Here is a 23,895-nt window from a genome sequence, read left to right as displayed (position 1 = left end):
AATAGATATTAAATATCTATTCTTCATTTTAATATTATATATTTATAATTGATAATTAAATATCTAATAGATTTTTTTCATATGAAGAATAAAGATCTCTTAAAGTACTCATTTTACTTTCAATTTCTAAATATAGTTCTGATGCTAATTCAAAATTAGAATTTTTAAATGCTTCTTTGATTTGAGTAAATAAGCATTTCTCGTTATAAGTATCTTTCATTAAGTGGTGTCTTAATTTATTTATTTCAGTCCATCTTGTAATATCTAAATCAAGAGCTTTTTCAGCTGCATGAAGAGCCTTAGTTTCTCTTATTTCTTTCATATAGTTAATTATAACTCTATGTTCTATTTCAGTTGACCATCTATTCAAAGCTGCAATTTTAAAGCTATCAATAATTTGATCAGTAAGTGCTGGATTTCTTTTTAATGCATTTATTTTTTCTTTATTACTATCAAGTTGCATTACATTTTCAACTACAGTTGCAGGTGCTTTTCCAAAATAGCTTATTCTTTCTTCTTCAGTAAAATCTTCAAACACATCTTCTTCAGTTCTATAGGCTCTAGATTTCTCTAGGTAAGTTGCATCTTCACCAGGCTTCTTTGAAAGTTCAGCTAATAACTCATCTTTTGATTTTTTTGATTCTGATGCATATAAAATACCATCTAGCATAGCCATATATGAAATAGCGATAGTAAGATATGTATTTGAATGTGGATTTGGAGATCTAAGCTCGAACCTAGTAGCCATAGGCTTATCTAAATCTCTTATTAATCCAACAAGTATAGTTCTATTTCTTGATGGATTATCAGGTGCTGCGCCTAAAGAAGTAACAGTACAAATAGGTGCTTCAAATCCAGGTTTTAATCTTTTTAATGAATTATTAGTTGAAGATATAAATGGATTCATAACTTCATAATTTTTAAGAATACCCATTATAGCTCCATATCCTATTTCGCTTAAGAAGTGTTCTTTTCCCATATGGAATAAGTTAATTCTTTTTCCATCTTTTAATTTGGCACTAACTCCTAAGTGAGTATGCATACCTGATCCAGCTACACCGTCAATAGGCTTTGCCATAAATGTTACATCAAGACCATTTCTTCTAAATGTTTCTTGTATTAAAACTCTAATAAAAAGTTCGTTATCAGCAGCTTGTAATGCAGATGAGAATTTCCAATCAACTTCAAGCTGTTCCATTATATGATTAAAGTTACCTGAGCTATCAAGTTTTGCTCTAACTCCTCCAACTTCCTTATGACCCATTTCTGGTTCAAATCCGTATTTATCCATTAAATCTAAAGTTTGTTCTAAAGCAGTTCTTACACTACCTTTAGTTCTTGTCCAATATTGTTCTTGTAAAACTTGAGATGTTGATAATTCTTCTATTAAAGCAACATCATTAGGTGTTTTAACCCAAAATTCTAATTCTGTAGCAGAAGTTAAATTTATATCTTCTAAGTCATCAATACTTATATTATAAGTATCTAAAAGATTTGGATTTTTATTAAATTCTTCTAATAAATTCTTTTGGAAGGTTTCAACAGAGGATTTAAGTATAAATCTTGAGTCAACAGGTTTATTATCATGATATAAGAAACAAGGAATTCTAAGTGTTCCGACAGGTTTGTTAGTTGAAGGGTCTATATTATCATAATTATAGTCAATGAACCAATTACAATCTAGATCAGCAATCATATCGACTTTAGCGTTATTTAGAGTAGCTATGTTAGGTAGTACTACTGAAGAACCGTCAGTTTGAACTGCAACGCCATTTAGGAAGGAATCAATATCGTCTAAAAAAAGAGATACTGGTATTTTTTCGTCAGTATCATTTCCTGATAAATCAATTCCAACTAAGGATACAAATTTGATTTGTGGATTTTCTGTTAATATTTCTTTTATACTATTTTTATTATGTGTTTCTTTTGGTAGTGTGTAAATTAAATTGTCAATCATAATATATATTCTAGATATTATGCTATATTTAAAATTATATCTAGAAATAAGTCACATCCTTTCTACAGTTAAGTCGAATGAAATTATGAACATTTCGTTAAATGTTCGGAATTAAAATCTTAGAAAAATTTTACTACAAGATATATTTATAGTCAATAAATGAAAATAAAAATATTTATGTACATATAGATTTATTTTTATTAAAGTTATAGAATATGAAGTATATTAGTTTATAAAGAGTGGAGTGATTAGGCTTTGGATAAAAAACAATTGCCAATAGGATTTTTTGATTCAGGAGTTGGAGGTTTAAGTGTATTAAAAGAAGCTATAAAACTTATGCCAAATGAAAATTACATATATTTTGGAGATTCTAAAAATGCTCCATATGGAACAAAGGATATGAAAGAGGTTAGAGATTTAACTTTTAATGCGGTTGAATTTCTATTAAGTAAAGGAATAAAGGCTTTAGCTGTGGCTTGTAATACAGCAACTAGCGCAGCTGTTGCTGAACTTAGGAGAGTATATAAAGATTTACCTATAGTAGGAATAGAACCAGCTGTAAAACCTGCAGTTGAATTACATAAAGATGGAGATATAATAATTATGGCAACTCCATTTACATTAACACATAGAAAATTCCAAAGACTTTTAGAAGGCTATAAAAATGAGGCGAATATAACTCCTATGCCTTGTGGGGGATTAATGGAATTTGTAGAACGTGGAGATTTAGATAGTTTAGAACTTAAAAATTATCTTAGAGATAAATTTAAAGACTATAAAGATAAAGATATAGCTGCAATAGTTCTTGGCTGTACACATTATCCATTTATAAAAGAGCGTTTAATAGAAATAGTCGGGAAAGATGTCCCTATAATAGATGGAGGGGAAGGTACAGTTAGAGAACTTAGAAGAAGGATGGGTCTAAAGGATTTAATAAATGATTCAACTGAAAGGGGAAGTATAACTTTCTATAATTCATTAGAAGATAATGAAATAATAAAATTGAGTGAAAGATTATTGAAATCTTAAAAAATAATAGTACTAAATTTAGTACTATTATTTTTTATTAATATGAAACATATTTAATTTTTAATCATATAATTAATTAAGAGAGAAAAATTTTTTGAAAAAGTTTGTTAAATAGTTGACAAATAAAAATGAACTTGGTATATTATAATTGTAAAATGAATTGTCAGAAAATTTGAAAAACAAATAAAATTTAAAGTGTTTATATATAAGAATTAATTTATGAGGTGATTTATATGATTATAAATGTTAGAGAGTTTTTAGGAGAAAATTTTGCTGTTGAAGATGCTATAGTACTAAGGGAACAAATAAAAAATAATTTAAATGAAGAAGTAGTTTTAGACTTTGAAGGACTAGATAGAGTACCAAGTACATTCTTAACTTGTCTTTTTAGTGAATTAATAAATAGAAATGGAAGAGAAACAATTTTTAACGCTATTAATGTTAAGAACTTAACAAACTATAATGATTTTTCAAGAGTAGTAATGGGAACAACATTTTTAAATTAATAAATGGAGTAAAATAATATGAATTTTTATAATCATAAGAAGTTATAGTCTTTTTAAATAAAGATAGTAACTTCTTATTTTTTATAAAAAATTATAATGAAAAAACTAATAAAGTTATCATTTAAAATTAATTCATTATTAACATGTTTGAATTATAATAATAAATAAAAATTTATTATATTATTAGGAGTGATAAAATGAGTATTATAAGTGAAATAATAAGCTTTATACTTCATTTAGATAAATATTTAAACATATTTATTATGAACTATGGTATATGGGTTTATGCTATATTGTTCTTTATAATTTTAATTGAAACAGGGTTAGTTGTTACTCCATTTTTACCAGGTGACTCTTTAATATTTGCATCAGCAGCCTTTGCGGCAAGTGGAGTATTAAATTTAGGAGTTTTATTAATTTTGTTATCATTTGCTGCAATAATAGGTGATACTTTAAACTATAATATAGGTAAATACTTAGGTAGCAAATTACTTTTAAAAGGAGATTCTAAGTTTATAAAGAAAGAGCATATAGAAAAAACTAATTCTTATTATGATAAGTATGGTGGAAAAACTTTAGTACTTGCAAGATTTATTCCGATTGTTCGTACTTTTGCACCATTTGTTGCTGGAATTGGTTCTATGAAATATAAAAAGTTTATATCTTATAATGCAATTGGTGGAATAGTATGGGTATTTATAGTATCTATGCTTGGGTACTTTTTTGGTAATATATCATTTATAAAAAGCAATTTTTCGATGATATTTATATTTATAGTAATAATTTCAATTGTACCAATTATAATTACCGCTATAAAAGGAAAAGTAGCAAGCAATAATTAGGGTTAAACAATAATTTGTTTAATAAGATTAAATGATATATAATTTCCTTATAATATTTATTATCTATTATTTTTATATGAATTTATATGAAGTATTTGGATAATAATAGATAATAGTTTAATTTTGAAAGGAGAATTTATTATGAAAAATCCAATAGTTACAATTGAAATGGAAAATGGGAAAGTTATAAAAGCAGAATTATATCCAGAGGTAGCAGAAAATACAGTTGATAATTTTATACATTTAATAAATATGGGATTCTATGATGGGTTAATATTTCACAGAGTAATTCCAGGATTCATGATTCAAGGAGGATGTCCAGAAGGAACAGGAATGGGTGGCCCAGGATATTCAATTAAAGGAGAGTTTACAAGAAACGGATTCAAAAATGAATTAAAACACCATAGAGGAGTTTTATCAATGGCAAGAGCTATGCACCCAGATTCAGCTGGTAGTCAATTCTTTATAATGGTTGCTGATGCTCCACACTTAGATGGACAATATGCTTCATTTGGTAAAGTAATTGAAGGAATTGAAGTTGCTGATGAAATAGTTAAAGCTCCAAGAGATCGTATGGATAGACCAAGAGAAGATCAAAAGATAAAGAAGGTTACAGTAGATTTAGGGGATTATAAAGCTAAAGAACCACAAATATTAGAAGATTAAGAGGTGAGCTAAATGGTAAAAAGTAAAGCTTTATTAGTACATGGCTTATCAGAAGAAGAAATAAATTCATTAAAACCATTAGCTAAAATAATAGAAATAAAGCCAGAAATGGTAGAATTAAAAATACATGAAATAGCTTCAGGAAAAGTAGTTGAAGAAATTATTGAAGAAACAGAATTACCTGATGAGAAAGCTATATTATTTAGTGGGTTTTCAGATAAGGAAGTTCAAGTTTTGGTGAAGAAAGTAAGAAGTTCTGTTCAAGGCGGGGTACTTGCAGTAGTAACTCCAATGTCACGTAACTGGTCATTTAAATATTTATTAAGCCATCTTATAGAGGAAAGAGAATGGTATAAGAGTCAGAACAAAAGAGGAGTGTAATAAGTTTTGAGTAGAGTTGGGAATAAGATAAAAGAAGCTAGACTTAAAGTTAATATGCCTCAAAAAGTATTAGCTAAAAAGCTTGGTGTTTCAGAGAAATTTATAAATGAAATAGAACTTGGTCGTAGAATTGCTCAAGAGAGTTTAATAAATAAAGCGGCTAAAGTTTTAAATGTAGATTTAAATGATGTAAATATGGTAGTTACAGATGAAGATTTAATGAATGAAAAGAAACTTGCTAAAGATATAAAACCAAGTTTTAAAAAAGATAATAAGTCTGATGCAGTATGGGAAAATGCATTTTCATCTGTTCTAAAAAATGTTCCGATATATGATTATTCTTTAAATAATGCAAAAGGATATAAGGAATTACCAATACACTCTAATAAAATTGAAGGATATCCTCAAGATAAAGTTATCTATATTGAAATTCAAGATGACGATATGAGTGGATTTAGAATGGCAAAAGGTGATTTGGTATTTGGACATTTAGTTACAGAGTTTAGTCAAAATGGTTTTTATTTAGTTCATTATAAAGGCTCAACAAAAATTAGGGAAATAAAAAAATTAGATAATGCAAAAGCTTTATTAATGAGTAATAGAAGTGGACTAATGACTGAAACTGTTGAATTTAAAAACATGAAGTTAATAGCGAAATTAGATAGAATAGAAATAAAACTTTAAAAGTGCATCTATTATAGATGCACTTTTTTTATATCAAAAAACATAGTAAGTCCATATTATACTAATTATATAAATAATTTTGAGGTGAAATATATATTGGAAAATAATATAAATTATTCACTAGGAAAATATAGATCATTAACTAAAGATATAATTAATAGAATTAATAATTTCAAAGGTAAAGTTGTTGAAGGACAAAATTTAATTGAAGTTATAATAATTAGTGGGGATAATGTGGATAATATTTCACAAATTGTGGATAACTTAGGAGGGAAATATGAAAATTTGGGATATGGTTATGGAATAGTAACTGTACCTGTGGATAAGTTATATCAATTAGAACAATATAAAACAATACAATATATTGAATTACCAAAAGAGTTATATATATCAGATTCTAGTAGTAATAGAACTGCATGTGTTCAAAGAGTTAGAGGCAGTTATGATGTTGATGGTACTGGAGTAGTTATAGGATTTATAGATACAGGAATAGATTACATGCATCCAGCATTTAGAAATGAAGATGGAACTACAAGAATTGAATATATATATGATTTAAGTTTAGATGGTAAAGTATATAATAAAAATCAAATAAATGAAGCTATAAATAGTGTGTATCCAACTAATATAGTTCCATCAATAGATGTAATAGAGCATGGTACACATGTTGCTGGAATAGCTTGCGCAGGTGGGAATATTCCACAAAATAATTATGGAGTTGCTCCAAAAAGTTCAATAATAATGGTAAAGGCAAATAGAGGTAGATTTGCTTTAAGTACTCAAATACTCAGGGGAATTAAATTTTTAGTTGATAAGAGTAAAGAATTGAATATGCCATTAGTTGTTAATATAAGTTTAAGTACAAATGATGGAGCTCATAATGGAAATTCATTATTAGAAAAATATATAAGTACAGTTTGTGACTTAGAAAGAATAACTGTTGTTGTTGCGGCTGGAAATGAAGGAGATGCAGCACACCATGTTGGTGGAGAACTTAGAGATGAGCAAGAGATTTCTATAAATGTTGAAGAAGATGAACCTTATGTTGAGCTAGCTATTTATAAGGATATATTGCCTAAACTATCTATTCAAATTACAAATCCAACTGGTAAAAGTAGTGGAGAAATATTAATTAATAATGGTCTTAATGAAATTTATTTAGATGGAGATAGAATAGTAATATATGCATCTGGCCCCAAGCCATTTGATTTAGTTGGGGAGATAACTATAGCTTTTATAGCAGGTGGATTTTATTTGATAAATGGTGAATGGAAGATAAAAATAAAGGTTGTAAATGAGTATAGGGGATATTATGATATATGGCTTCCTATTAGAGAAGGATTAAATACTAACACAAAGTTTTTAAAGCCAACTCTTTTTAATACATTAGGAATACCAGCAACAGTTCAGAATGTTATATCAGTAGGAAGTTATAATTATTTAACTAATACAATATCTCCTTTTAGTGGAAGAGGTAAAATTCGAAATACATCATTTATAAAACCGGATATAATAGCGCCAGGTGAAGGAATTATAGCACCAGTACCATTTAATACATTTGATTCAAAAAGTGGAACTTCTATGGCTACACCACATGTTTCTGGTATAGCTGCATTACTTATGCAATGGGGAATAGTTAATGGAAATGATACATTTTTATTTGGGGAAAGACTTAAAAATTATTTAGTAAGGGGAGCTAAAAGAGATAGACCTAGCATAACTTATCCTAGTTCTTTATGGGGTTATGGAACTATTTGTGCATTTAATTCATTTGAAATATTAAGAAATGATTTAAATATTCCAGCACAGAATAGACAAATTAAGAGAATAAGAAAAATTGTTGAGTATGTTGGAGATTTAGAAGCAGCATTATCAAAATATCCAGATGTAAATTTAATTATTTTAGATGAAAATTTTGCGGTAATAGATGTTTTAGAAAGTGATTTAAAGAGGATAGTAGATACAACTAGTGAAATTGTTTATGTAGAAGCATCTCCAGTATATACTTTAAATGATGTTTCTCCAGTTGAAGCATCTGGAGCTACGTTATTTCATGATAATCCATACCTTTCTTTAAATGGAAGAGGTGTTATGGTTGGAATAATAGATAGTGGTATAGATTATATGAATAAAGAATTTATGAGAGAAGATAACACAACAAGAATATCTTATTTATGGGATCAATCTATAGAAGATGGAAAAGCACCTAGTAGTTTTAATTATGGAGTTGAGTTTTCGGAAAATCAGATAAATGATGCAATAAATGCAGGTCTTTCAGGTGGAGATCCATATTCTATAGTTAATAGTAGGGATGAAATAGGGCATGGGACTATGGTTGCTGGAATAATTGGAGCAAGAGGTAGAGAGAGTGAAGAAATAATTGGTGCAGCCCCAGATTGTAATTTTACAATTGTAAAGTTAAGAGAGGCTTCTGAAACCTATCTTAGAAATTTTGGAGTAACTAATAGTGGTGTTGGAAGATATGAAAATGTTGATTTAATACTTGGAATAAGATTTATATTAAATAAGGCACGACAACTAAATGTACCTGTTGTAATATATATACCAGCTGGGACTAATGTAGGTTCTCATGATGGAACATCTATACTTGAAAGATTTATAGGAGATGCTTCAAAAAGGAGAGGACTTGCGGTGGTTGCTTGCACTGGAAATGAAGGAGATTCTGATACTCATACATCAGGTAAATTAGAATCAACTGGAGATATAAAAACAATTGAACTTAGTGTTGATAGAAGACAACAAGAGCTATATATGGAAATATGGTGTAATAAACCTGATAAAATATCTTTATCAATAGTTTCACCTTCTGGAGAATTTATTGATAAAATACCAGCAAGACTTGGACAAATTGAAGAAGTTAGATTTGTTTTTGAAGGAACCAAAATGTCTATACAATATTTTATTCCAGAAGAAATAACTGGAGATGAATTAATAAGAATAAAAATGGAAAATTTAAGAGAGGGTATATGGCAATTTAGGTTAATAGGAGATTATTTAGTTAATGGTGGATATAATGCATGGATACCACAAAGAGAATTATTAGCTCCAGAAACTAAATTTTTAAATCCAAGTCAATATACTACACTTATGTTACCTTCAACAGCAGAAATGGCTATAGTTTCAGGTTATTATAATCAAAATAATAATGCATCAGTTGGAAAGTCAGGAAGAGGAAATACTAGAGATGGAAGAGTTAAACCAGATATTGCATGTGGAGGAATAAATGCTACTGTACTTGTACCTGGTGGAGGGACTAAGGTTGCATCTGGGTCTTCAATTGGAGGAGCTGTTTTAGCAGGCTGTTGCGCATTACTTCTTCAATGGGGAATAATTGATGGAAATGATCCAGCTATGTATTCTGTGAAAATGAAAACTTATATAATAAGAGGATCTGAAAAGAGAGAAGGAGATACTTATCCTAATAGACAGTGGGGATATGGAATGATTAGCATGAAAGGATTATTTGATAATATAAGAAGTAGAGGATATAGTGAGTTTTATGTTGGTGATATGTTTGTAAGAAAGCCTAATAAATAATTTCACAAATATAAACATTAAAGCATAATCTATTTATAAAGTAATATTAAGGAGTAATTAATGGCTGAAAAGGGTCGATTAAGATTACAATGTTTTAATGGCGATAGCTTTATTCCGTTAGATGGTTGTAAGGCAACTATAACAACTAATGATGGTAATGAAAAAATTGTTGAATTAGTAACAGATTCTTCTGGAAAAACTCAAACTATAGAGCTTGAAACACCACCTTTAGAAAATTCTCAATCTCCATCAGGTGGAATACCATATAGTTTATGTGATATAAAGGTTGAGAGAAATGGATTTGAAACATTTATAGTAAGAGGATGTCAAATATATCCTGTAGAAACTGCATTTCAAGTTTGTAACTTAAATCAAATTAATACAAGTAGAGCAAGTAGACAAGAAGTAATAGTTGTACAACCTAATAGACTTGTTGGAGATTTTCCAAGGAAGATACCTGAGGATGTAGAGAAGGAATTACCACCACCATCAAGTGGAGTAGTTCTTCCAAAGCCAGTTGTACCAGAATTTATAATTGTTCATGAAGGAACACCAAATTCATATGGTGTAAATCGTAGAGTATTATATAGAGATTATATAAAAAATGTTGCATCAAGTGAGATATATTCAACTTGGTCAAGTAATACTATAAGAGCTAATGTTTTTTGTATAATATCATTTACTTTAAACAGAATTTACACAGAGTGGTACAGGTCAAAAGGTAAGAACTTCGATATAACAAATTCAACTGCTTATGATCATGCTTTTAGTTATGGAAGAAATATATATGATAATATTAGCAATATAGTAGATGAGATATTCTCAACATATGTAAGAAGAATAGGAAGAAAACAACCGCTTTTAACTCAGTATTGTGATGGAAAAAATGTTAGTTGTCCTGGATGGTTAACTCAATGGGGAAGTAAAGAATTAGGTGATCAAGGAAGAACACCTTATGATATCTTAAAATTTTATTATGGAAACAATATAGAACTTACAACAGCAGAAATAGTAAAAGGAAGTCCTAAATCTTATCCAGGTTATGATTTAACTGTAGGTTCAAGAGGAGAGCCTGTTAGAGTAACACAAGAATATTTAAATAGGATAGCTACAAACTATCCTTTAATTCCAAAGGTAGCTCAAGATGGAATTTATGGCAGTAGGACACAAAATCAAGTTAAGGTTTTTCAAAGTGTATTTGGATTACCACAAACAGGTATTGTTGATTACAGAACTTGGTATAAAATATCTGAAATATATGTAGGAGTAACAAGAATAGCGGAATTAAAATAATAATTAAAAAAATAAGCACTAGTATAGATTCTAGTGCTTATTTTTTAGCTATTTAAATAAGTTCTATTTTTTAAATAAAACTTAACACATTGAAATACAAATATAAGACTTAAAAATCCGAACAATGGATAAAGTGTAGAAATTAAATTTCCAAATCCTAAAAGAGATATTGGGAATGCTATAAAAATTACTAAGATAACAGACTTTTTAAAATTCATTTTAAATATTTCTTCTAATGTTTTGCTTATTGAATAAACATCAGATACTTCAGTCGAGAACATTTCCAATAATATAACCATAAGTAATAATGCTTGCAATATATAGCTAAAGCGTTGGGATACAAATAATAATGGAATTTCATATTGATAAATATAAGGTTGATTTATAGTTAGAAGTAAATTTATCATGAGACAAAGAATTGTTAAGCCTAAAGCACCAGAAACAACTCCTAATGTCATAGTTTTGGTATTTTTGATTCTAGTACTTAAAGGAACAAGAACACCACTACAGCATAAAATATTATATCCTGCATATAAAATTGTTGATAATACTAATCCTTTATCTTTTGGAGCCTCAAAAGATAATATATTATCAAAAGTTATAAGATCTCTACATAGGATAAAATAAAGTATCGTTATTGTAGTTATTGTAAATATAAGAGTTGGAACAATAAAAGAATTTACTTCAATTAGTCCATTAGTTCCTCTAAATAGGAAAAAAATAGCTATACCCATCATAATTAATGTTCCAACTATTTTTGGAAGACCAAAAAACTGATTAATAAGAGCACCACTTCCAGCAAGAATTATAGATGCGCTCGATATTAAGTAAATAGTTGTTATTCCACCAGTAATTTTTCCAAAAAAGTTTGGACTTATCTTATGTATTACATCTCCATAAGATTTTAGTTTGTATTTCATACCAATTTTTGAAATTATAGTTCCCATGGCAATATAAAATATTCCACAAATTATTATTGATATAAAACTCATTACACCAAATGAAGTGAAAAATTGAGTTATTTCTTTTCCAGAAGCAAGTCCAGCACCAACAACTGTACCAATAAAAACAACTGCAACTTGAAATATTTTAATTAACTCTTTTTTCAAAGTGTTACCTCCTTAAATAAAATTATTCTTAATAACAAATATACAAGCTAAACTTAAGATTTATTCTATTTATAAGTGAATAAGGTATATTTTCTAAGGAAAACTAATTATAAATATATGAATATAAGGAGGTAACTTCATTTTGAATAAAAAAAGAGTTTTAGCTATTTTTATGATTTTAATCTTATGTATAGTAGGATGTAATAAAAATATTAGTCAAAAGGATTCAGAAAACCAATTTAATGTTCAATTGTCTAAAAAGGTTGCAACAAGATATTTAGAATGTCTTAAAAGAAATGATATTGAAGGTGCTAATTCTATGTCAACTTCAAGTCTTGCATCACAAAATAAAGTTAAAGATTTATCTGATATGCCTATACTTTCTTTTTTAGTAGGTAATTTAGTGGAAACTGGAGGTAGTGCATATATTGAATATATTTGTGCAAGAAATAGTAAAAATACATTAAATGCAAGTTTAGATACAGTTACATTACAAGTTGCAAAGGAAGATGGAGAATATAAAGTATCAGATGTTAAGAGTGAGAATATAAAAGAGGTATATGTTGATAAGGATAATTTAAGATCAGTTATAAATGGAGCTGGAAGTGATGAATTAATTTTTAGATTAAATGATTTACCAACAAATATTTATCCTAAAGATATTACACCACCTATAAAAAAAGAAAAAATACCAAGGAATAAATTTTCTTCTTTAGGTATTAGTTATATTGGTGGAAAAATAGGATTTGCTACAACTGATGAAAAGGATAGTTTAATAGGCATTGCTACAGTTGAACAGGAAAAGCCATCAATGGCTAGTATTGGCGAGAGTATAGCTCAGGATTCAGGTACAAATTCTCAGGGCGTTGATGATAAAACATTAAAAGAGATATTTGAGAAACCAACAGCTCAAAAAATAATATGTTATGATATTTTAAGAGATAGTAAAATAGAAGATATTATTTTTACTGAAGGTGATGGAGATTTATTAGTTCAATATACTAAAAAGGGCCAAAAAGGAACTGGATTAAAAATTTATAAAAATCCTGATGGAAGATTGTTATCAATAGAATTTGAAAAGTTATTTCCAATGGATAAGTATAGTATAATTTATGAAATGGCAACAAAAACAGAACTTATAATAAATGTTATACCTGTTGGAGATAAAAATAATATATCTCAAGAAATATTAGGAAAGTATACTATAGATCTTGTTAAAGAAGAGATGAATAAAATATAGAATATTAAATAAAACCATTGAGAAATAAATTTTCACATATGATATTATATTTATAAAGGATATAAACAATTTGGAGGAAATCATTGTGAAAGAATGGAATGGTAAGAGGTATCATAGCTTAAATTATTTTTTAAGAAATAAATTTAATGAAAAAGTATTTAAAATATCATTAGATGGAGGTTTTTCTTGTCCCAATAGAGATGGAACTATAAGTAAAGGTGGATGTCTTTTTTGTAGTGAAAGTGGTTCAGGCGATTATGCTGGAAATAGAGTGTTATCAATAGGAAAACAATTTTGTGATATAAAAGAAATGATGAATAAAAAGTGGAAAGAAGGAAAATATATAGCTTATTTTCAGGCTTTTACTAACACGTATGCTCCAGTTGATGAATTAAGAGAAAAGTATAAGGAAGCAATAAAGCAAGAAGGAGTTGTTGCTCTTGCTATTGCCACTAGACCTGATTGCTTAGGCGAAGATGTTTTAGATCTTTTAGAAGAAATAAATAAGGATGTATATGTTTGGGTAGAACTTGGTCTTCAAACAGTTTCAGATGAAACTGCAAGAAAAATAAATAGAGGATATAAGTTAGATATATATGAAGATGCAATTTATAGATTAAAGAAAAGAAATATTGATTTTGTAACTCATTGTATATTTGGACTTCCAGGAGAAACTAAAGATGATATGTTAAATACGGTTAAATACATAAGTAAAACTGGATCTAAGGGAATAAAATTTCACTTGTTACATTTAATGAAAAATACTCCTATGGTGAAGTTATATGAAAGAGGAGAATTAGAATTTTTATCACAAGATGATTATATAGATTTAATATGTAAAGGAATATCTATGATTCCAGAAGAAATGGTTGTACATAGACTTACAGGAGATGCCCCAAGGGATCTTTTAATAGGACCAATGTGGAGTCTTAAGAAGTGGGAAGTTTTAAATGCCATAGATAAAGCATTAGTTGATAATGAAATATATCAAGGTAAAGATTTTGAAAAGTAATAAAAAATAGCAAGAAAGCCCAAAGGGCTTTTTTGCATTGTTAAAATAAAAGTGAGGATGGAAATAAATATGAATATAGATGTTATTATTTCAGCAGATAATATAGACGAAAGTAAGGTTAAAGATAAGGTGGTAATTGTTATTGATATGTTAAGAGCAACTACTGTAATAACTACAGCATTTATGAATGGATGTAGAGAAGTTATACCATGCCTTACAGTTGATGATGCGTTAAAGGAAGGAAAAAAATTTAATAGAGATGAGTTTGTTTTAGGTGGAGAAAGACGAGCTATGAAAATAGAAGGATTTGATTTGTCTAATTCTCCATTAGAATATACAGAAGATGTTGTTAAAGATAAAACAGTTATAATAACAACGACAAATGGAACTAGAGCATTAACTGAATGTAAGAGTGCAAAAAGAATTTTTGTAGCTTCTGTAATAAATGGAGGTGCAGTTGCTAGAAAACTTATGGAAATTGGGGAAGATGTTACAATAATTAATGCAGGAACAAATGGGGAATTTTCAATGGATGATTTTATATGTGGTGGTTATATAATAAATGAAATGATGAGTATAAATGAAAATTTATATTTAACTGATGTAGCAAAAACAGCTAATTATATTTATGAAAATAATAAAAGTTTTCAAAATTTTATAAAGGATGCAAGACATTATGGTGTAATGAAACAATTAGGATTAATTGAAGATGTAGAATATGCTATGAAAAAAAATATTACTGATATTGTACCAGAATATATAGATGGTCATATTATACAGTAAATTAAGTATTAATTTACAAAGTAATTAAATAAGGGGAAAGGCATGGGTAGGGATAGTTTTCCTAAATTTTTTAAAAAGAAAAATATAAATATAATTGAAGACTCTTCAGAAGAAAATTGTTACAAAATAGAAGTTGAATTATCAGATAGTGGTTCAAATATTCTTATAATATCAAGTTATCCTAAAAAGGCAAACTCAAGAATCTGTATAAGATTTTTAAGAAGAATAATAAGCTTTATTAATGATAAGCATTTTGATTATTTTGAAAAGGGAATAAAAAGTATTTCTATAGTTAATTTATTTTCTTCATATGAAAATAATTTAAATAAAGAAGGATACTTAGATAGTATAAATAAAAATGACGAAGTAATAAGGACATGTATTTCTGATAGCGATGTAATAATTGCAGCTTGGGGAGAGCCTTTAAAAATTGATAAAAAGGTTTACAGAGAAAGGATAACAGATATTTTAGAATTAATAAGAGATGACTTTCTAAATAGCAATATAAAAAAGTTATTCTTAAAGGTAGGAAAGTCAACTAAGCTTGGATATCCAAAACATTGTTTTGCTTGGGATTCTGATGATGAATTAAATAACTTTTTTAATTAAAAAAAGCCATTAGGGAAATTTCTCTAATGGCTTTTATATTTATTTTAGTAGTTTTCAACAAATAATTCAAAGAATTCTTGTGGATGTAAGCAAGCTGGACATTTTAATGGAGCTTCAGCACCTTCAAATATGAAGCCACAATTTCCGCATTTCCATAATGTATCTTTAGATTCTCTCTTAAATACAATACCTTGATCTATATTTGCAGCTAATTTTCTATATCTCATTTCATGAGCGATTTCAGCTTTAGCAATCATTCTAAATGCAATGGCAATTTCAGGGAACCCTTCTTCATCAGCTATTTTAGCAAATGTAGGATAAAGGTTTGAATTTTCATCATGTTCCCCTTCTGCTGCATATATTAAGTTTGTCTTAGTATCAGTAGGTAATTCTACTGGATAAGCTGCATTTATTTCAATTCCTTCACCTTGGAAGTCATCTTTTAAAAATTTATAGAATCTTTTAGCATGTTCTTTTTCATTTTCAGCAGTTTCCATAAATATATTTGAAATTTGACGATATCCTTCTTTTAATGCAGCACTAGCAAAATAAGTATATCTTGTTCTTGCTTGACATTCTCCTGCAAAAGATTTCATTAAATTTTCAGCTGTTTTAGTACCTTTTAAACTTTTCATCATAAACTCCTCCTAAGATTAAATCAAATATTTATGTCGGATAATTATTATTCGTTAATCATTAATTTTATTATATATCTATCTATATTTATATTCAATATTTGGGAGGTTAACAATTAAAGTTTAAATTTAACAAATTAAATATTTAAAAGAAAATATATTAACAATTTGTACAGCCTTTTAATTCATTAATATAAATTTAAATAACTTGGAATACGAAAAATTTTAGGTAATATGATTCATCTGAATTCCAAAGTATTGGGTGATCTGATGATTGAGTTCTAAATTCTATTTGTCTTAATGTTCTGTGAGCATCATGGGCTGCATCTGCTATGGTAGTTTTAAGAAGTTCTTCAGACATATAATGAGAACATGAACAAGTTACAAAATAACCGCCTTCTTTAACCATTTTAAGACCTCTAAGATTTATCTCCTTATATCCTCTTTTTGCTCCATTTATAGTATTTCTTGATTTAGTAAATGCAGGTGGATCAAGTATTACAACATCAAATTTTTTACCTTCTTTTGACCATGAAGGTAATACATCAAAAGCATTATGACATTCAAATTTTACTGTATCTTGAAGATTATTAAGCTCTGCATTTTTAGTTGCACAATCAACAGCGTGTTGTGAAACATCTATACCAAGAACTGATTTAGCACCGGCTATTCCAGCATTAAGGGCAAATGATCCAGTATGAGTAAAGCAGTCTAAAACATCCTTGCCCTTGCAAATTCTATGTATTGCTGCTCTATTTTCTTTTTGATCTAAAAAGAAACCTGTTTTTTGTCCGTTTTCTAAATCAACAATATATTTAACTCCATTTTCAATAATTTGAACATTTGTATCAAAAGGTTCTGTTAAAAATCCTTTTGTTTGTTCAAGTCCTTCAATCTCTCTAGTTTTAAGGTCACTTCTTTCATAAACTCCTTTAGCACCATATTCTTCAATTAATATTTTAACGATAACGTCTCTATATTTATCCATACCTAAAGTAGAAATTTGAATAACGTAATAATCTTCAAATTTATCTATAGTAAGACCAGGAAGAAAATCTGCTTCACCAAATATAAATCTACATGAAGAAGTATCAATTACAGTTTTTCTATAATCCCAAGCGGCTTTAAATCTTTTTTTGAAAAAATCTTCGTTTATTTCTTCATTTAAATCTCTTGTCATTATTCTTATTGCAATTTTACTTGCATCATTTATGTAGCCTTTTCCTATGAAATAATGTTTATGATTATAAACTTCAACAATATCTCCATTTTTATATTCTCCATCATATTCTTTTATTTCATCTGTATATATCCAAGGTCTACCTTGCTCAGCTTTTGCCTTTTTGCTTAATTTATGTAAATAGAATTTACTAGCCATTTATATTAGCTCCCTTCAAAATAATTCTTTAAAGATTATAACATAACTTTTTTATAGATAATGTAATAAAATCACTTGTTTTTTTCTCATAATGATAATATAGTATAAAAAAGATTTAAAAAAGATTAACTTTTTTGGGAGGACGTCATGAATTTATTTTTAAAAGAAGAAGCAAATAGATGTTTGTTATGTAAAAAACCTAGATGTAAAGAATTTTGTCCTATAAGTACGCCTATTCCTGAAATTATAGAACTTTATAGGGAAGAAAGATTTAATGAAGCTGGAAAGATTTTATTTGAAAACAATCCATTATCAGCTATATGTGCCATAGTTTGCCCTCATGAAGATCAGTGTGCAGGAAATTGTATAAGAGGAATAAAAAGTGAACCAATTCCTTTCTATGAAATAGAAGAAGAAATATCAAAAAATTATTTAAATAATATAAAATTAGATAAAATTAATGGGACTAAAGATAGAATTGCTATAATTGGTGGAGGACCAGCGGGAATAACAATAGCTTTTACTTTAGCTGAAAGGGGTTTTAAAGTTACTATATTTGAAGCTCATGAAAAAATAGGTGGAGTATTAAGATATGGTATACCAGAATATAGACTACCAAATTCATTAGTTGATAAATATGAAGAAAAATTAGTAGAACTTGGTGTGAAAATAAGACCTAATATAATGATAGGACCAGTTATAACTTTAGATAGATTATTTGAAGACGGATATAAAGCTGTATTTATTGGAACTGGTGTATGGAATGCTAAAAAGTTAAATATAAAAGGTGAAACTTTAGGCAATGTTCATTATGCAATTGATTATTTAAAAGCACCAGATGTTTATAACTTAGGAGATACAGTTTGTGTTATAGGAGCTGGAAATGTGGCTATGGATGCTGCAAGAACAGCAAAGAGAAATGGTGCAAAAAATGTGTACATAGTTTATAGAAAGCATTTTGATCAAATGACAGCAACTAAAAAGGAAATAGAAGAAGCTAAAGAAGATGGAGTAGAGTTTAAATTATTTAGAGCTCCAGTTGAAATATTAGAAGATGGAATTAAATTTGTTAAAACTGAAAATGTAGAAGTAGATGGAAAAATTCAAACAAGAACTTTAGATGGACAAGAAGAATTCATATCATGTGATTCAACAATAGTTGCTATAAGTCAAGAACCAAGATCAGTCATAGTTTCAAGTACAACTAAGTTAGAAACTAATAAATGGGGACTTGTAATAACAGATGAAGAAGGACATACAACAAGAAAGGGTGTCTTTGCTTCAGGGGATGTTGTTACAGGTGCTAAAACAGTAGTTCAAGCAGTTTCACATGCTAAAATAGTTGCAAATGCTATAGAAAAATATTGTGAAGAAAATAAATAGTAATTATATAACAAAATAAGCCATAACAAAAAGTTATGGCTTATTTTTATTATTTCATTGGGTTTTTGTTAGTTGAAGTCCATTGGTTATTTCCCTCTGTTTTAGGTTTTCTTTTAGATGAGGGAACACCATTAACTTCTACTGGAGTTGATATCCATTGATTGTTTACGGCACTTTTAGGTTGTTTAGGCATAAGTAATTCCTCCTTTCCTAACACTAATAGTTTTAGCAATAGGAAAGATTTAATTCGAGGAATTTATTTGTATTCGCCTTCATTATATTTGTCTATTAATTCTTGTATTTTAAATACACACCTAGCACCACCACAACATCCTGTTCCGGCACCAGTTGCTTCTTTAACTTCAGATATAGACTTAGCTCCATTTCTTATTGCATCTTTAATTGTTGCTCTATTTATAGCCTTACATACACAAACTTTAGTTAATTTATCCATTATTTCAGGTTTAACATTATTATTTTCCATAGCATACTCCTTTCCATAGTTTATTTATAAGTTAAAATTAAGTTAGTAATTTATTTTTATTTGATTGAATCTATACAATTAAATTTAAACATTAATACAATTAAAAATCAATAGTAAATAATAAGAATTATTTATTAGTTTTCGGTTTATAATAAAATAAGAATTACTTAAACTTAAGCAATTCTTATTTTATTTAAATATTTTCAGCTTTATATATAGTTTTATATTTTTTATCAATTAATTGAACTATTTGTTCAATTTCATCATTATGCTTTAAATTATCACAACATAAGTATTCTTTTTTAAATTTAACACAAGTTCCACAAGATGAACTTAAATCTCTTGGAACAGGCATTATTATCATTTCTAAAAATTCTTTTTCATAAATTTTTTTAAACCTTATTGCTCCAAAATGTGAAAAGAATGTAGCTATATATGTATTTGTATTACATTTAGTTTTTTCTAAGTTCAATTTTATACTCTCCATTATTTTCTTCGTAAAATACTTTATAATTTTTAGAATTAGCAAAACGAGTTATATTTTCAAGAGCAGGTTGACAATCAACAAGTATAGTATAATTATCTTCATTTGATTGTAGAGCTTTTTTTAATATAAGAACTGGTTCTGGACATGAGCGTCCTCTTGCATCAATCATAATTATCCTCCTAAGCTTTTTGTTTTTTTGTATTATAAATTGCAATTATAAGCATTATTATAAATCCAATTATTACAGCTAACTTACCATTTAATGTAGGTCCTTTTGCTGAAGATGCTAAAGCAAAATTATGAGCAAAAGCTGCACCTACTATTAAACCGATTACAGTTATGGCTGAATCTGTATTACCTTCACCTGTTAATATAAGTTGTCTAAGTGGACATCCACCTAAAAGAACAGAACCGAAACCTGTTAAAACCATCCCTAGCATATTCCAAAGGCCATCGGTATGTGCAACTGGTTGACCTGTAAAACCTGGATTAAAACCACCAACAATTAAGCTCATAACAAAAGCAGATATCAATATAGAAATAAATCCATATAGCATATTCCATTGACCAAATAGGACTAAATCTCTAATACCACCAACCATACAAAGTCTAGTTCTTTGTGCTAGAATTCCTACAATAACTCCTGCTGTAAGAGAAATTAAAATAGCGGCATGTTTTGCTCCAGGACCTTTACCAGCAGGTGTAAATAAAATAAATGTTGGAGCGGCTATAAGAAGTATTAAAAGAACAATTTGAACAATTGGAACTATTGAACCTTCAAGAGGTGTTAATTTATAAGTTCTTTTTAAAGAATATCCTTTGTTTAAGAAATAAATTCCTAAAAGAATTCCAAGAATAAGACCTATAAGACCAAAGATTGCATTTAAGTCACCACCTGCAATACGAAGAATCATTCTAAAAGGACAACCTAAAAACATTAAACAACCAATCATAATAAAAAATCCTAATATAAATCTAGTAATTGGTGAAGAGCCACCTCTTGGTAAAAACTCTTTTTTAGTAAGTGAAATAATAAAAGCACCTAAAACTAATCCTATAATTTCTGGTCTTATATATTGAACGGCTTCTGCTCTATGCAAGCCAAGGGCCCCAGCGGTATCTCTTAAAAAACATGCAATACAAAATCCCATATTTGCTGGATTTCCCATTAATACTAGTGATACAGCAATTAATCCTATAATAATTCCTGCTAAAATAATACGTAATTTTTCATTTTTTAAATTCATAGTTATATCCCCCTTATAATAGAAATTTTAACATGGTTTTACAAAAATGAATAATTCATTAATTCAATAATTATATTACTTTTATTGATTTTATCTATAAATATTTCGACAAAATTAAAATTTTAAATTATAATATTTATAATAATTTACATTAAAGGATATATTATGGAAAAGGGAGAATTTTATGAGAATTAATGAGAAAAATATAATTTATTTTGATAATGCTAGCACATCATTTCCAAAGCCTAATTCTGTATCTAAAGCGATGTTTGATTTTATTAATGAATATGGCATTAATATTAATCGTGGTGGATATAATAAGGCTTATGAAATAGCAGACTTGATTTTTGATACTAGAGAAAATATAGCAAAAATGTTTAATTTTAATGATTGTAAAAATGTAATTTTTACATCAAATATTACTACAAGTTTAAATTTTATTTTAAAGGGATATTTAAAAAAAGGAGATCATGTATTAGTTTCTTCAATGGAACATAATGCAGTTATGAGACCTTTAATACAACTATTATCACAAGGAGTTATGTTTGATAGAATTCCTTGTAATGATAAAGGGGAAATTCTTTTAGATAAAGTAAAACCTCTTATAAAAAATAATACTAAAGCGATTATAATTACACACGCATCAAATGTATGTGGTACATTACTTCCTATAAAAGAAATAGGAGAAATATGCAAAGAAAATAATCTTAAGTTTTTTGTTGACTCTGCCCAAACAGCAGGAGTTTTTGATATAGATATGAAAAAAATGAATATAGATATTTTAGCTTTTACAGGACATAAAGGATTGCTAGGACCACAAGGAATTGGTGGATTTATTACAACTGATTTTATGGCTGATAAGCTGACTCCATTAATAAGTGGTGGGACAGGTAGCGCTTCTCATAGTGAAGATATACCAAACTTTCTTCCTGATAAATTTGAATCAGGAACATTAAATATTCCAGGTATTTTAGGACTTAATGCTGGAATTAATTATTTAAATAAAATAGGTATAGATAAAATTAGAGATAAAGAACTTAAACTTACAGATAAGTTTATTAAAGAGATTAAGAGTATTGATAAAGTTAGAATTATAGGAAAAAGTTGCATAAATGGACGAGCTGCTGTTGTTTCTATTCAACCAATTGAAAAAGACCCAGCTCTTATATCACATATTTTAGATGAAGATTATGGAATAATGACTCGAGTAGGACTTCATTGTGCTCCAAATGCACATAAAACCTTAGGTACATATCCAACTGGAACTATTCGTTTTTCTTTTAGTCATTTTAATACAGAGGAAGAAGTTTATTATGCAATCGATGCTTTAAGGAGGATTGTATATGGAGCTTAAACAACTTGAGGCTTTTGTTACTGTTATTGATTATAATGGTTTTTCAGAGGCTGCAAAACAATTATGTCTTACACAACCAACGATAAGCACTCATATAAAGTCTCTTGAACATGAATTAAATGCGAAACTTATTAGTAGAACAACAAAAAAGATAACTGTAACTAAAGAAGGTGAAAAGCTTTATGATTATGCTGTTAGTATGATGAAGCTTAGACAAAAAATTTTAGATGAATTTACTTCTTCCAAAAAGAATATTATTAATATAGGTGCATCTACTATACCGTCATCTTATATATTACCTGAGATATTATGTGAATATAGAAAATTAGAACCTAATACTTCTTTTAATGTATGGCATTCTCATAGTGAAGGAGTTTTAAAGGAACTTTCAAATGGAAATCTTGATATAGGTTTTGTCGGAACAAATACAAATGATAAAGAATTTATATATGATCCTTTTTTTAGTGATGAACTTGTTGTTGCAGTTCCTAATAATCAACATTATGAAAAATTTCTTTATAAAAATTTTGATATAAAAAATTTACTTAAAGAGCCAGTTATTATGAGAGAAAATGGTTCAGGAACTAGAAGGGAAGCTTATAAATTTATAGAGAGTATTGGGATTTCACCAGATTCTTTAAAAATTATAGCTAGTATGAATGATCAAGAAGCTATAAAAAATTCAATAGCAAATGGAATGGGTATTTCAATTGTATCTAGTAAAGTAATATACGATATGGTTAAAACTAAAAAAATAATATCATTACCTATTGGAGAAAAAGAAACTTATAGATATTTGTACATAACGTATAAAAAGAATAAAATATTGCCAAAACACATTAAGAAGTTTATAAAATTTATAAAGAAATATTATAATGATAAATATTAAATTAATATATAAAGAATAAATCATTAATAATATATTTCAAATATATAGAAATTTACATAATTGACTTTTTAATATGCATAATATATAATGTCTTTAATAAAGACAGTGATTAGGAAAAGTAGTTAATTTTTTTACTTAAAGAGAGTAGTTGGTTGGTGTAAAGCTATAGTAAAAATTAATGAAAATCACCTAGGAGTTGGTGGCCGAACAGTAAATATTACTTATTAAGTTAACACGTAATTCTGCGTTAAAGAATAGAGTATGTTAGTACTTGAATAGTTGATTTCAATTAAAATAGTAAGAGAGAAAACTTATTATTATATTATTGATACTTTATCAATATAATTGATTTTGTAATACCATGGGTGG

General features: G+C 27.9%; 24 protein-coding genes. 15 read left to right on the top strand and 9 right to left on the bottom strand.

From position 1 onward, the window contains the following. Window positions 1–55 precede the first annotated feature (55 nt). Window positions 56–1,957: a type I glutamate--ammonia ligase gene (locus AC4FQW_RS11865; protein WP_491149241.1), complete on the bottom strand. Its 1,902-nt coding sequence runs from the start codon at window positions 1,955–1,957 to the stop codon at window positions 56–58. Window positions 1,958–2,212: 255 nt separating this feature from the next. On the opposite strand from AC4FQW_RS11865, the gene murI reads away from it, so the two are divergent. The 8 genes from murI to AC4FQW_RS11825 all read left to right on the top strand — a co-directional run bounded on the left by murI (window position 2,213) and on the right by AC4FQW_RS11825 (window position 10,916). Then, complete coding sequence (gene murI / locus AC4FQW_RS11860) at window positions 2,213–2,986, top strand: glutamate racemase (RefSeq protein ID WP_303127296.1); 774 nt, start codon at window positions 2,213–2,215, stop codon at window positions 2,984–2,986. Between the two features lie 233 nt (window positions 2,987–3,219). Beyond that, on the top strand, window positions 3,220–3,492 hold the full coding sequence (locus tag AC4FQW_RS11855; protein WP_303127298.1) for an STAS-like domain-containing protein: 273 nt from the start codon (window positions 3,220–3,222) through the stop codon (window positions 3,490–3,492). A gap of 197 nt (window positions 3,493–3,689) precedes the next feature. Further along, on the top strand, window positions 3,690–4,334 hold the full coding sequence (locus AC4FQW_RS11850) for a DedA family protein (protein ID WP_303127300.1): 645 nt from the start codon (window positions 3,690–3,692) through the stop codon (window positions 4,332–4,334). A 141-nt stretch (window positions 4,335–4,475) separates the two neighbouring features. Continuing rightward, window positions 4,476–5,000, top strand: coding sequence for a peptidylprolyl isomerase (locus AC4FQW_RS11845; protein ID WP_303127302.1), 525 nt, complete (start codon window positions 4,476–4,478; stop codon window positions 4,998–5,000). 12 nt (window positions 5,001–5,012) lie between these two features. Then, window positions 5,013–5,381 carry a DUF3783 domain-containing protein gene (locus AC4FQW_RS11840; protein ID WP_491149238.1) on the top strand — a complete coding sequence of 123 codons (369 nt, stop codon included), beginning with the start codon at window positions 5,013–5,015 and terminating at the stop codon, window positions 5,379–5,381. 6 nt (window positions 5,382–5,387) lie between these two features. Further along, on the top strand, window positions 5,388–6,065 hold the full coding sequence (locus tag AC4FQW_RS11835) for a helix-turn-helix domain-containing protein (RefSeq protein ID WP_491149237.1): 678 nt from the start codon (window positions 5,388–5,390) through the stop codon (window positions 6,063–6,065). A 96-nt stretch (window positions 6,066–6,161) separates the two neighbouring features. Beyond that, window positions 6,162–9,623, top strand: a complete 3,462-nt coding sequence (locus AC4FQW_RS11830) for a S8 family serine peptidase (protein ID WP_491149236.1) — start codon at window positions 6,162–6,164, stop codon at window positions 9,621–9,623. A 60-nt stretch (window positions 9,624–9,683) separates the two neighbouring features. Then, window positions 9,684–10,916, top strand: coding sequence for a peptidoglycan-binding domain-containing protein (locus tag AC4FQW_RS11825; protein ID WP_491149234.1), 1,233 nt, complete (start codon window positions 9,684–9,686; stop codon window positions 10,914–10,916). 44 nt (window positions 10,917–10,960) lie between these two features. Here AC4FQW_RS11825 and AC4FQW_RS11820 read toward each other — a convergent pair whose 3' ends face one another. Continuing rightward, window positions 10,961–12,025 carry a YkvI family membrane protein gene (locus tag AC4FQW_RS11820; RefSeq protein WP_303127312.1) on the bottom strand — a complete coding sequence of 355 codons (1,065 nt, stop codon included), beginning with the start codon at window positions 12,023–12,025 and terminating at the stop codon, window positions 10,961–10,963. A 142-nt stretch (window positions 12,026–12,167) separates the two neighbouring features. On the opposite strand from AC4FQW_RS11820, the gene AC4FQW_RS11815 reads away from it, so the two are divergent. The 4 genes from AC4FQW_RS11815 (at window position 12,168) to AC4FQW_RS11800 (ending at window position 15,669) form a co-directional block, all read left to right on the top strand. Further along, window positions 12,168–13,265, top strand: coding sequence for a hypothetical protein (locus AC4FQW_RS11815; protein ID WP_303127314.1), 1,098 nt, complete (start codon window positions 12,168–12,170; stop codon window positions 13,263–13,265). Between the two features lie 82 nt (window positions 13,266–13,347). After that, entirely contained in the window at window positions 13,348–14,277 is a 930-nt protein-coding gene (gene mnmL / locus AC4FQW_RS11810; protein ID WP_491149314.1) for a tRNA modification radical SAM protein MnmL/YtqA, read from the top strand. Window positions 14,278–14,346: 69 nt separating this feature from the next. Next, the gene (locus AC4FQW_RS11805) at window positions 14,347–15,060 is read left to right on the top strand and encodes a 2-phosphosulfolactate phosphatase family protein (RefSeq protein WP_491149231.1); all 714 of its coding nucleotides are present in this window, start codon (window positions 14,347–14,349) and stop codon (window positions 15,058–15,060) included. 42 nt (window positions 15,061–15,102) lie between these two features. Further along, window positions 15,103–15,669, top strand: coding sequence for a DUF1643 domain-containing protein (locus tag AC4FQW_RS11800; protein WP_303127318.1), 567 nt, complete (start codon window positions 15,103–15,105; stop codon window positions 15,667–15,669). Between the two features lie 44 nt (window positions 15,670–15,713). Here the strand turns inward: AC4FQW_RS11800 and rbr are convergent, their stop codons facing one another. Both rbr and AC4FQW_RS11790 read right to left on the bottom strand, forming a co-directional pair. Continuing rightward, complete coding sequence (gene rbr, locus AC4FQW_RS11795) at window positions 15,714–16,304, bottom strand: rubrerythrin (RefSeq protein WP_491149312.1); 591 nt, start codon at window positions 16,302–16,304, stop codon at window positions 15,714–15,716. A gap of 199 nt (window positions 16,305–16,503) precedes the next feature. Next, window positions 16,504–17,682, bottom strand: coding sequence for a class I SAM-dependent rRNA methyltransferase (locus tag AC4FQW_RS11790; protein ID WP_303127319.1), 1,179 nt, complete (start codon window positions 17,680–17,682; stop codon window positions 16,504–16,506). Window positions 17,683–17,829: 147 nt separating this feature from the next. On the opposite strand from AC4FQW_RS11790, the gene AC4FQW_RS11785 reads away from it, so the two are divergent. Next, window positions 17,830–19,065 (top strand): NAD(P)-dependent oxidoreductase, encoded by a 1,236-nt coding sequence (locus tag AC4FQW_RS11785; protein WP_303127321.1) that lies wholly within the window; start codon window positions 17,830–17,832, stop codon window positions 19,063–19,065. A gap of 49 nt (window positions 19,066–19,114) precedes the next feature. Here AC4FQW_RS11785 and AC4FQW_RS11780 read toward each other — a convergent pair whose 3' ends face one another. The 5 genes from AC4FQW_RS11780 to yedE all read right to left on the bottom strand — a co-directional run bounded on the left by AC4FQW_RS11780 (window position 19,115) and on the right by yedE (window position 21,283). Next, window positions 19,115–19,258 (bottom strand): hypothetical protein, encoded by a 144-nt coding sequence (locus tag AC4FQW_RS11780; protein ID WP_491149228.1) that lies wholly within the window; start codon window positions 19,256–19,258, stop codon window positions 19,115–19,117. Between the two features lie 63 nt (window positions 19,259–19,321). After that, a complete protein-coding gene (locus tag AC4FQW_RS11775; protein WP_303127324.1) occupies window positions 19,322–19,549 on the bottom strand; it encodes a (2Fe-2S)-binding protein in 228 nt (75 codons plus the stop codon). Between the two features lie 193 nt (window positions 19,550–19,742). Continuing rightward, entirely contained in the window at window positions 19,743–20,021 is a 279-nt protein-coding gene (locus AC4FQW_RS11770; RefSeq protein ID WP_303127326.1) for a putative Se/S carrier protein, read from the bottom strand. Next, window positions 20,002–20,205, bottom strand: coding sequence for a sulfurtransferase TusA family protein (locus AC4FQW_RS11765; protein WP_303127328.1), 204 nt, complete (start codon window positions 20,203–20,205; stop codon window positions 20,002–20,004). The genes AC4FQW_RS11770 and AC4FQW_RS11765 overlap by 20 nt, the downstream gene beginning before the upstream one ends. 10 nt (window positions 20,206–20,215) lie before the next feature. Next, window positions 20,216–21,283 carry a YedE family putative selenium transporter gene (yedE, locus tag AC4FQW_RS11760; protein WP_303127330.1) on the bottom strand — a complete coding sequence of 356 codons (1,068 nt, stop codon included), beginning with the start codon at window positions 21,281–21,283 and terminating at the stop codon, window positions 20,216–20,218. A gap of 184 nt (window positions 21,284–21,467) precedes the next feature. Between yedE and AC4FQW_RS11755 the strand changes: the two genes are divergently transcribed. Beyond that, the gene (locus AC4FQW_RS11755; RefSeq protein ID WP_491149224.1) at window positions 21,468–22,637 is read left to right on the top strand and encodes an aminotransferase class V-fold PLP-dependent enzyme; all 1,170 of its coding nucleotides are present in this window, start codon (window positions 21,468–21,470) and stop codon (window positions 22,635–22,637) included. After that, window positions 22,627–23,526, top strand: coding sequence for a selenium metabolism-associated LysR family transcriptional regulator (locus tag AC4FQW_RS11750; protein ID WP_491149222.1), 900 nt, complete (start codon window positions 22,627–22,629; stop codon window positions 23,524–23,526). Before AC4FQW_RS11755 ends, AC4FQW_RS11750 begins: the two co-directional genes overlap by 11 nt. Window positions 23,527–23,895 lie beyond the last annotated feature (369 nt).

This window comes from Clostridium sp. TJA085 (genome assembly GCF_058310235.1).
Note: the sequence above shows the minus strand (reverse complement) of the source record. Positions and strands in the feature narration are given on the sequence as shown.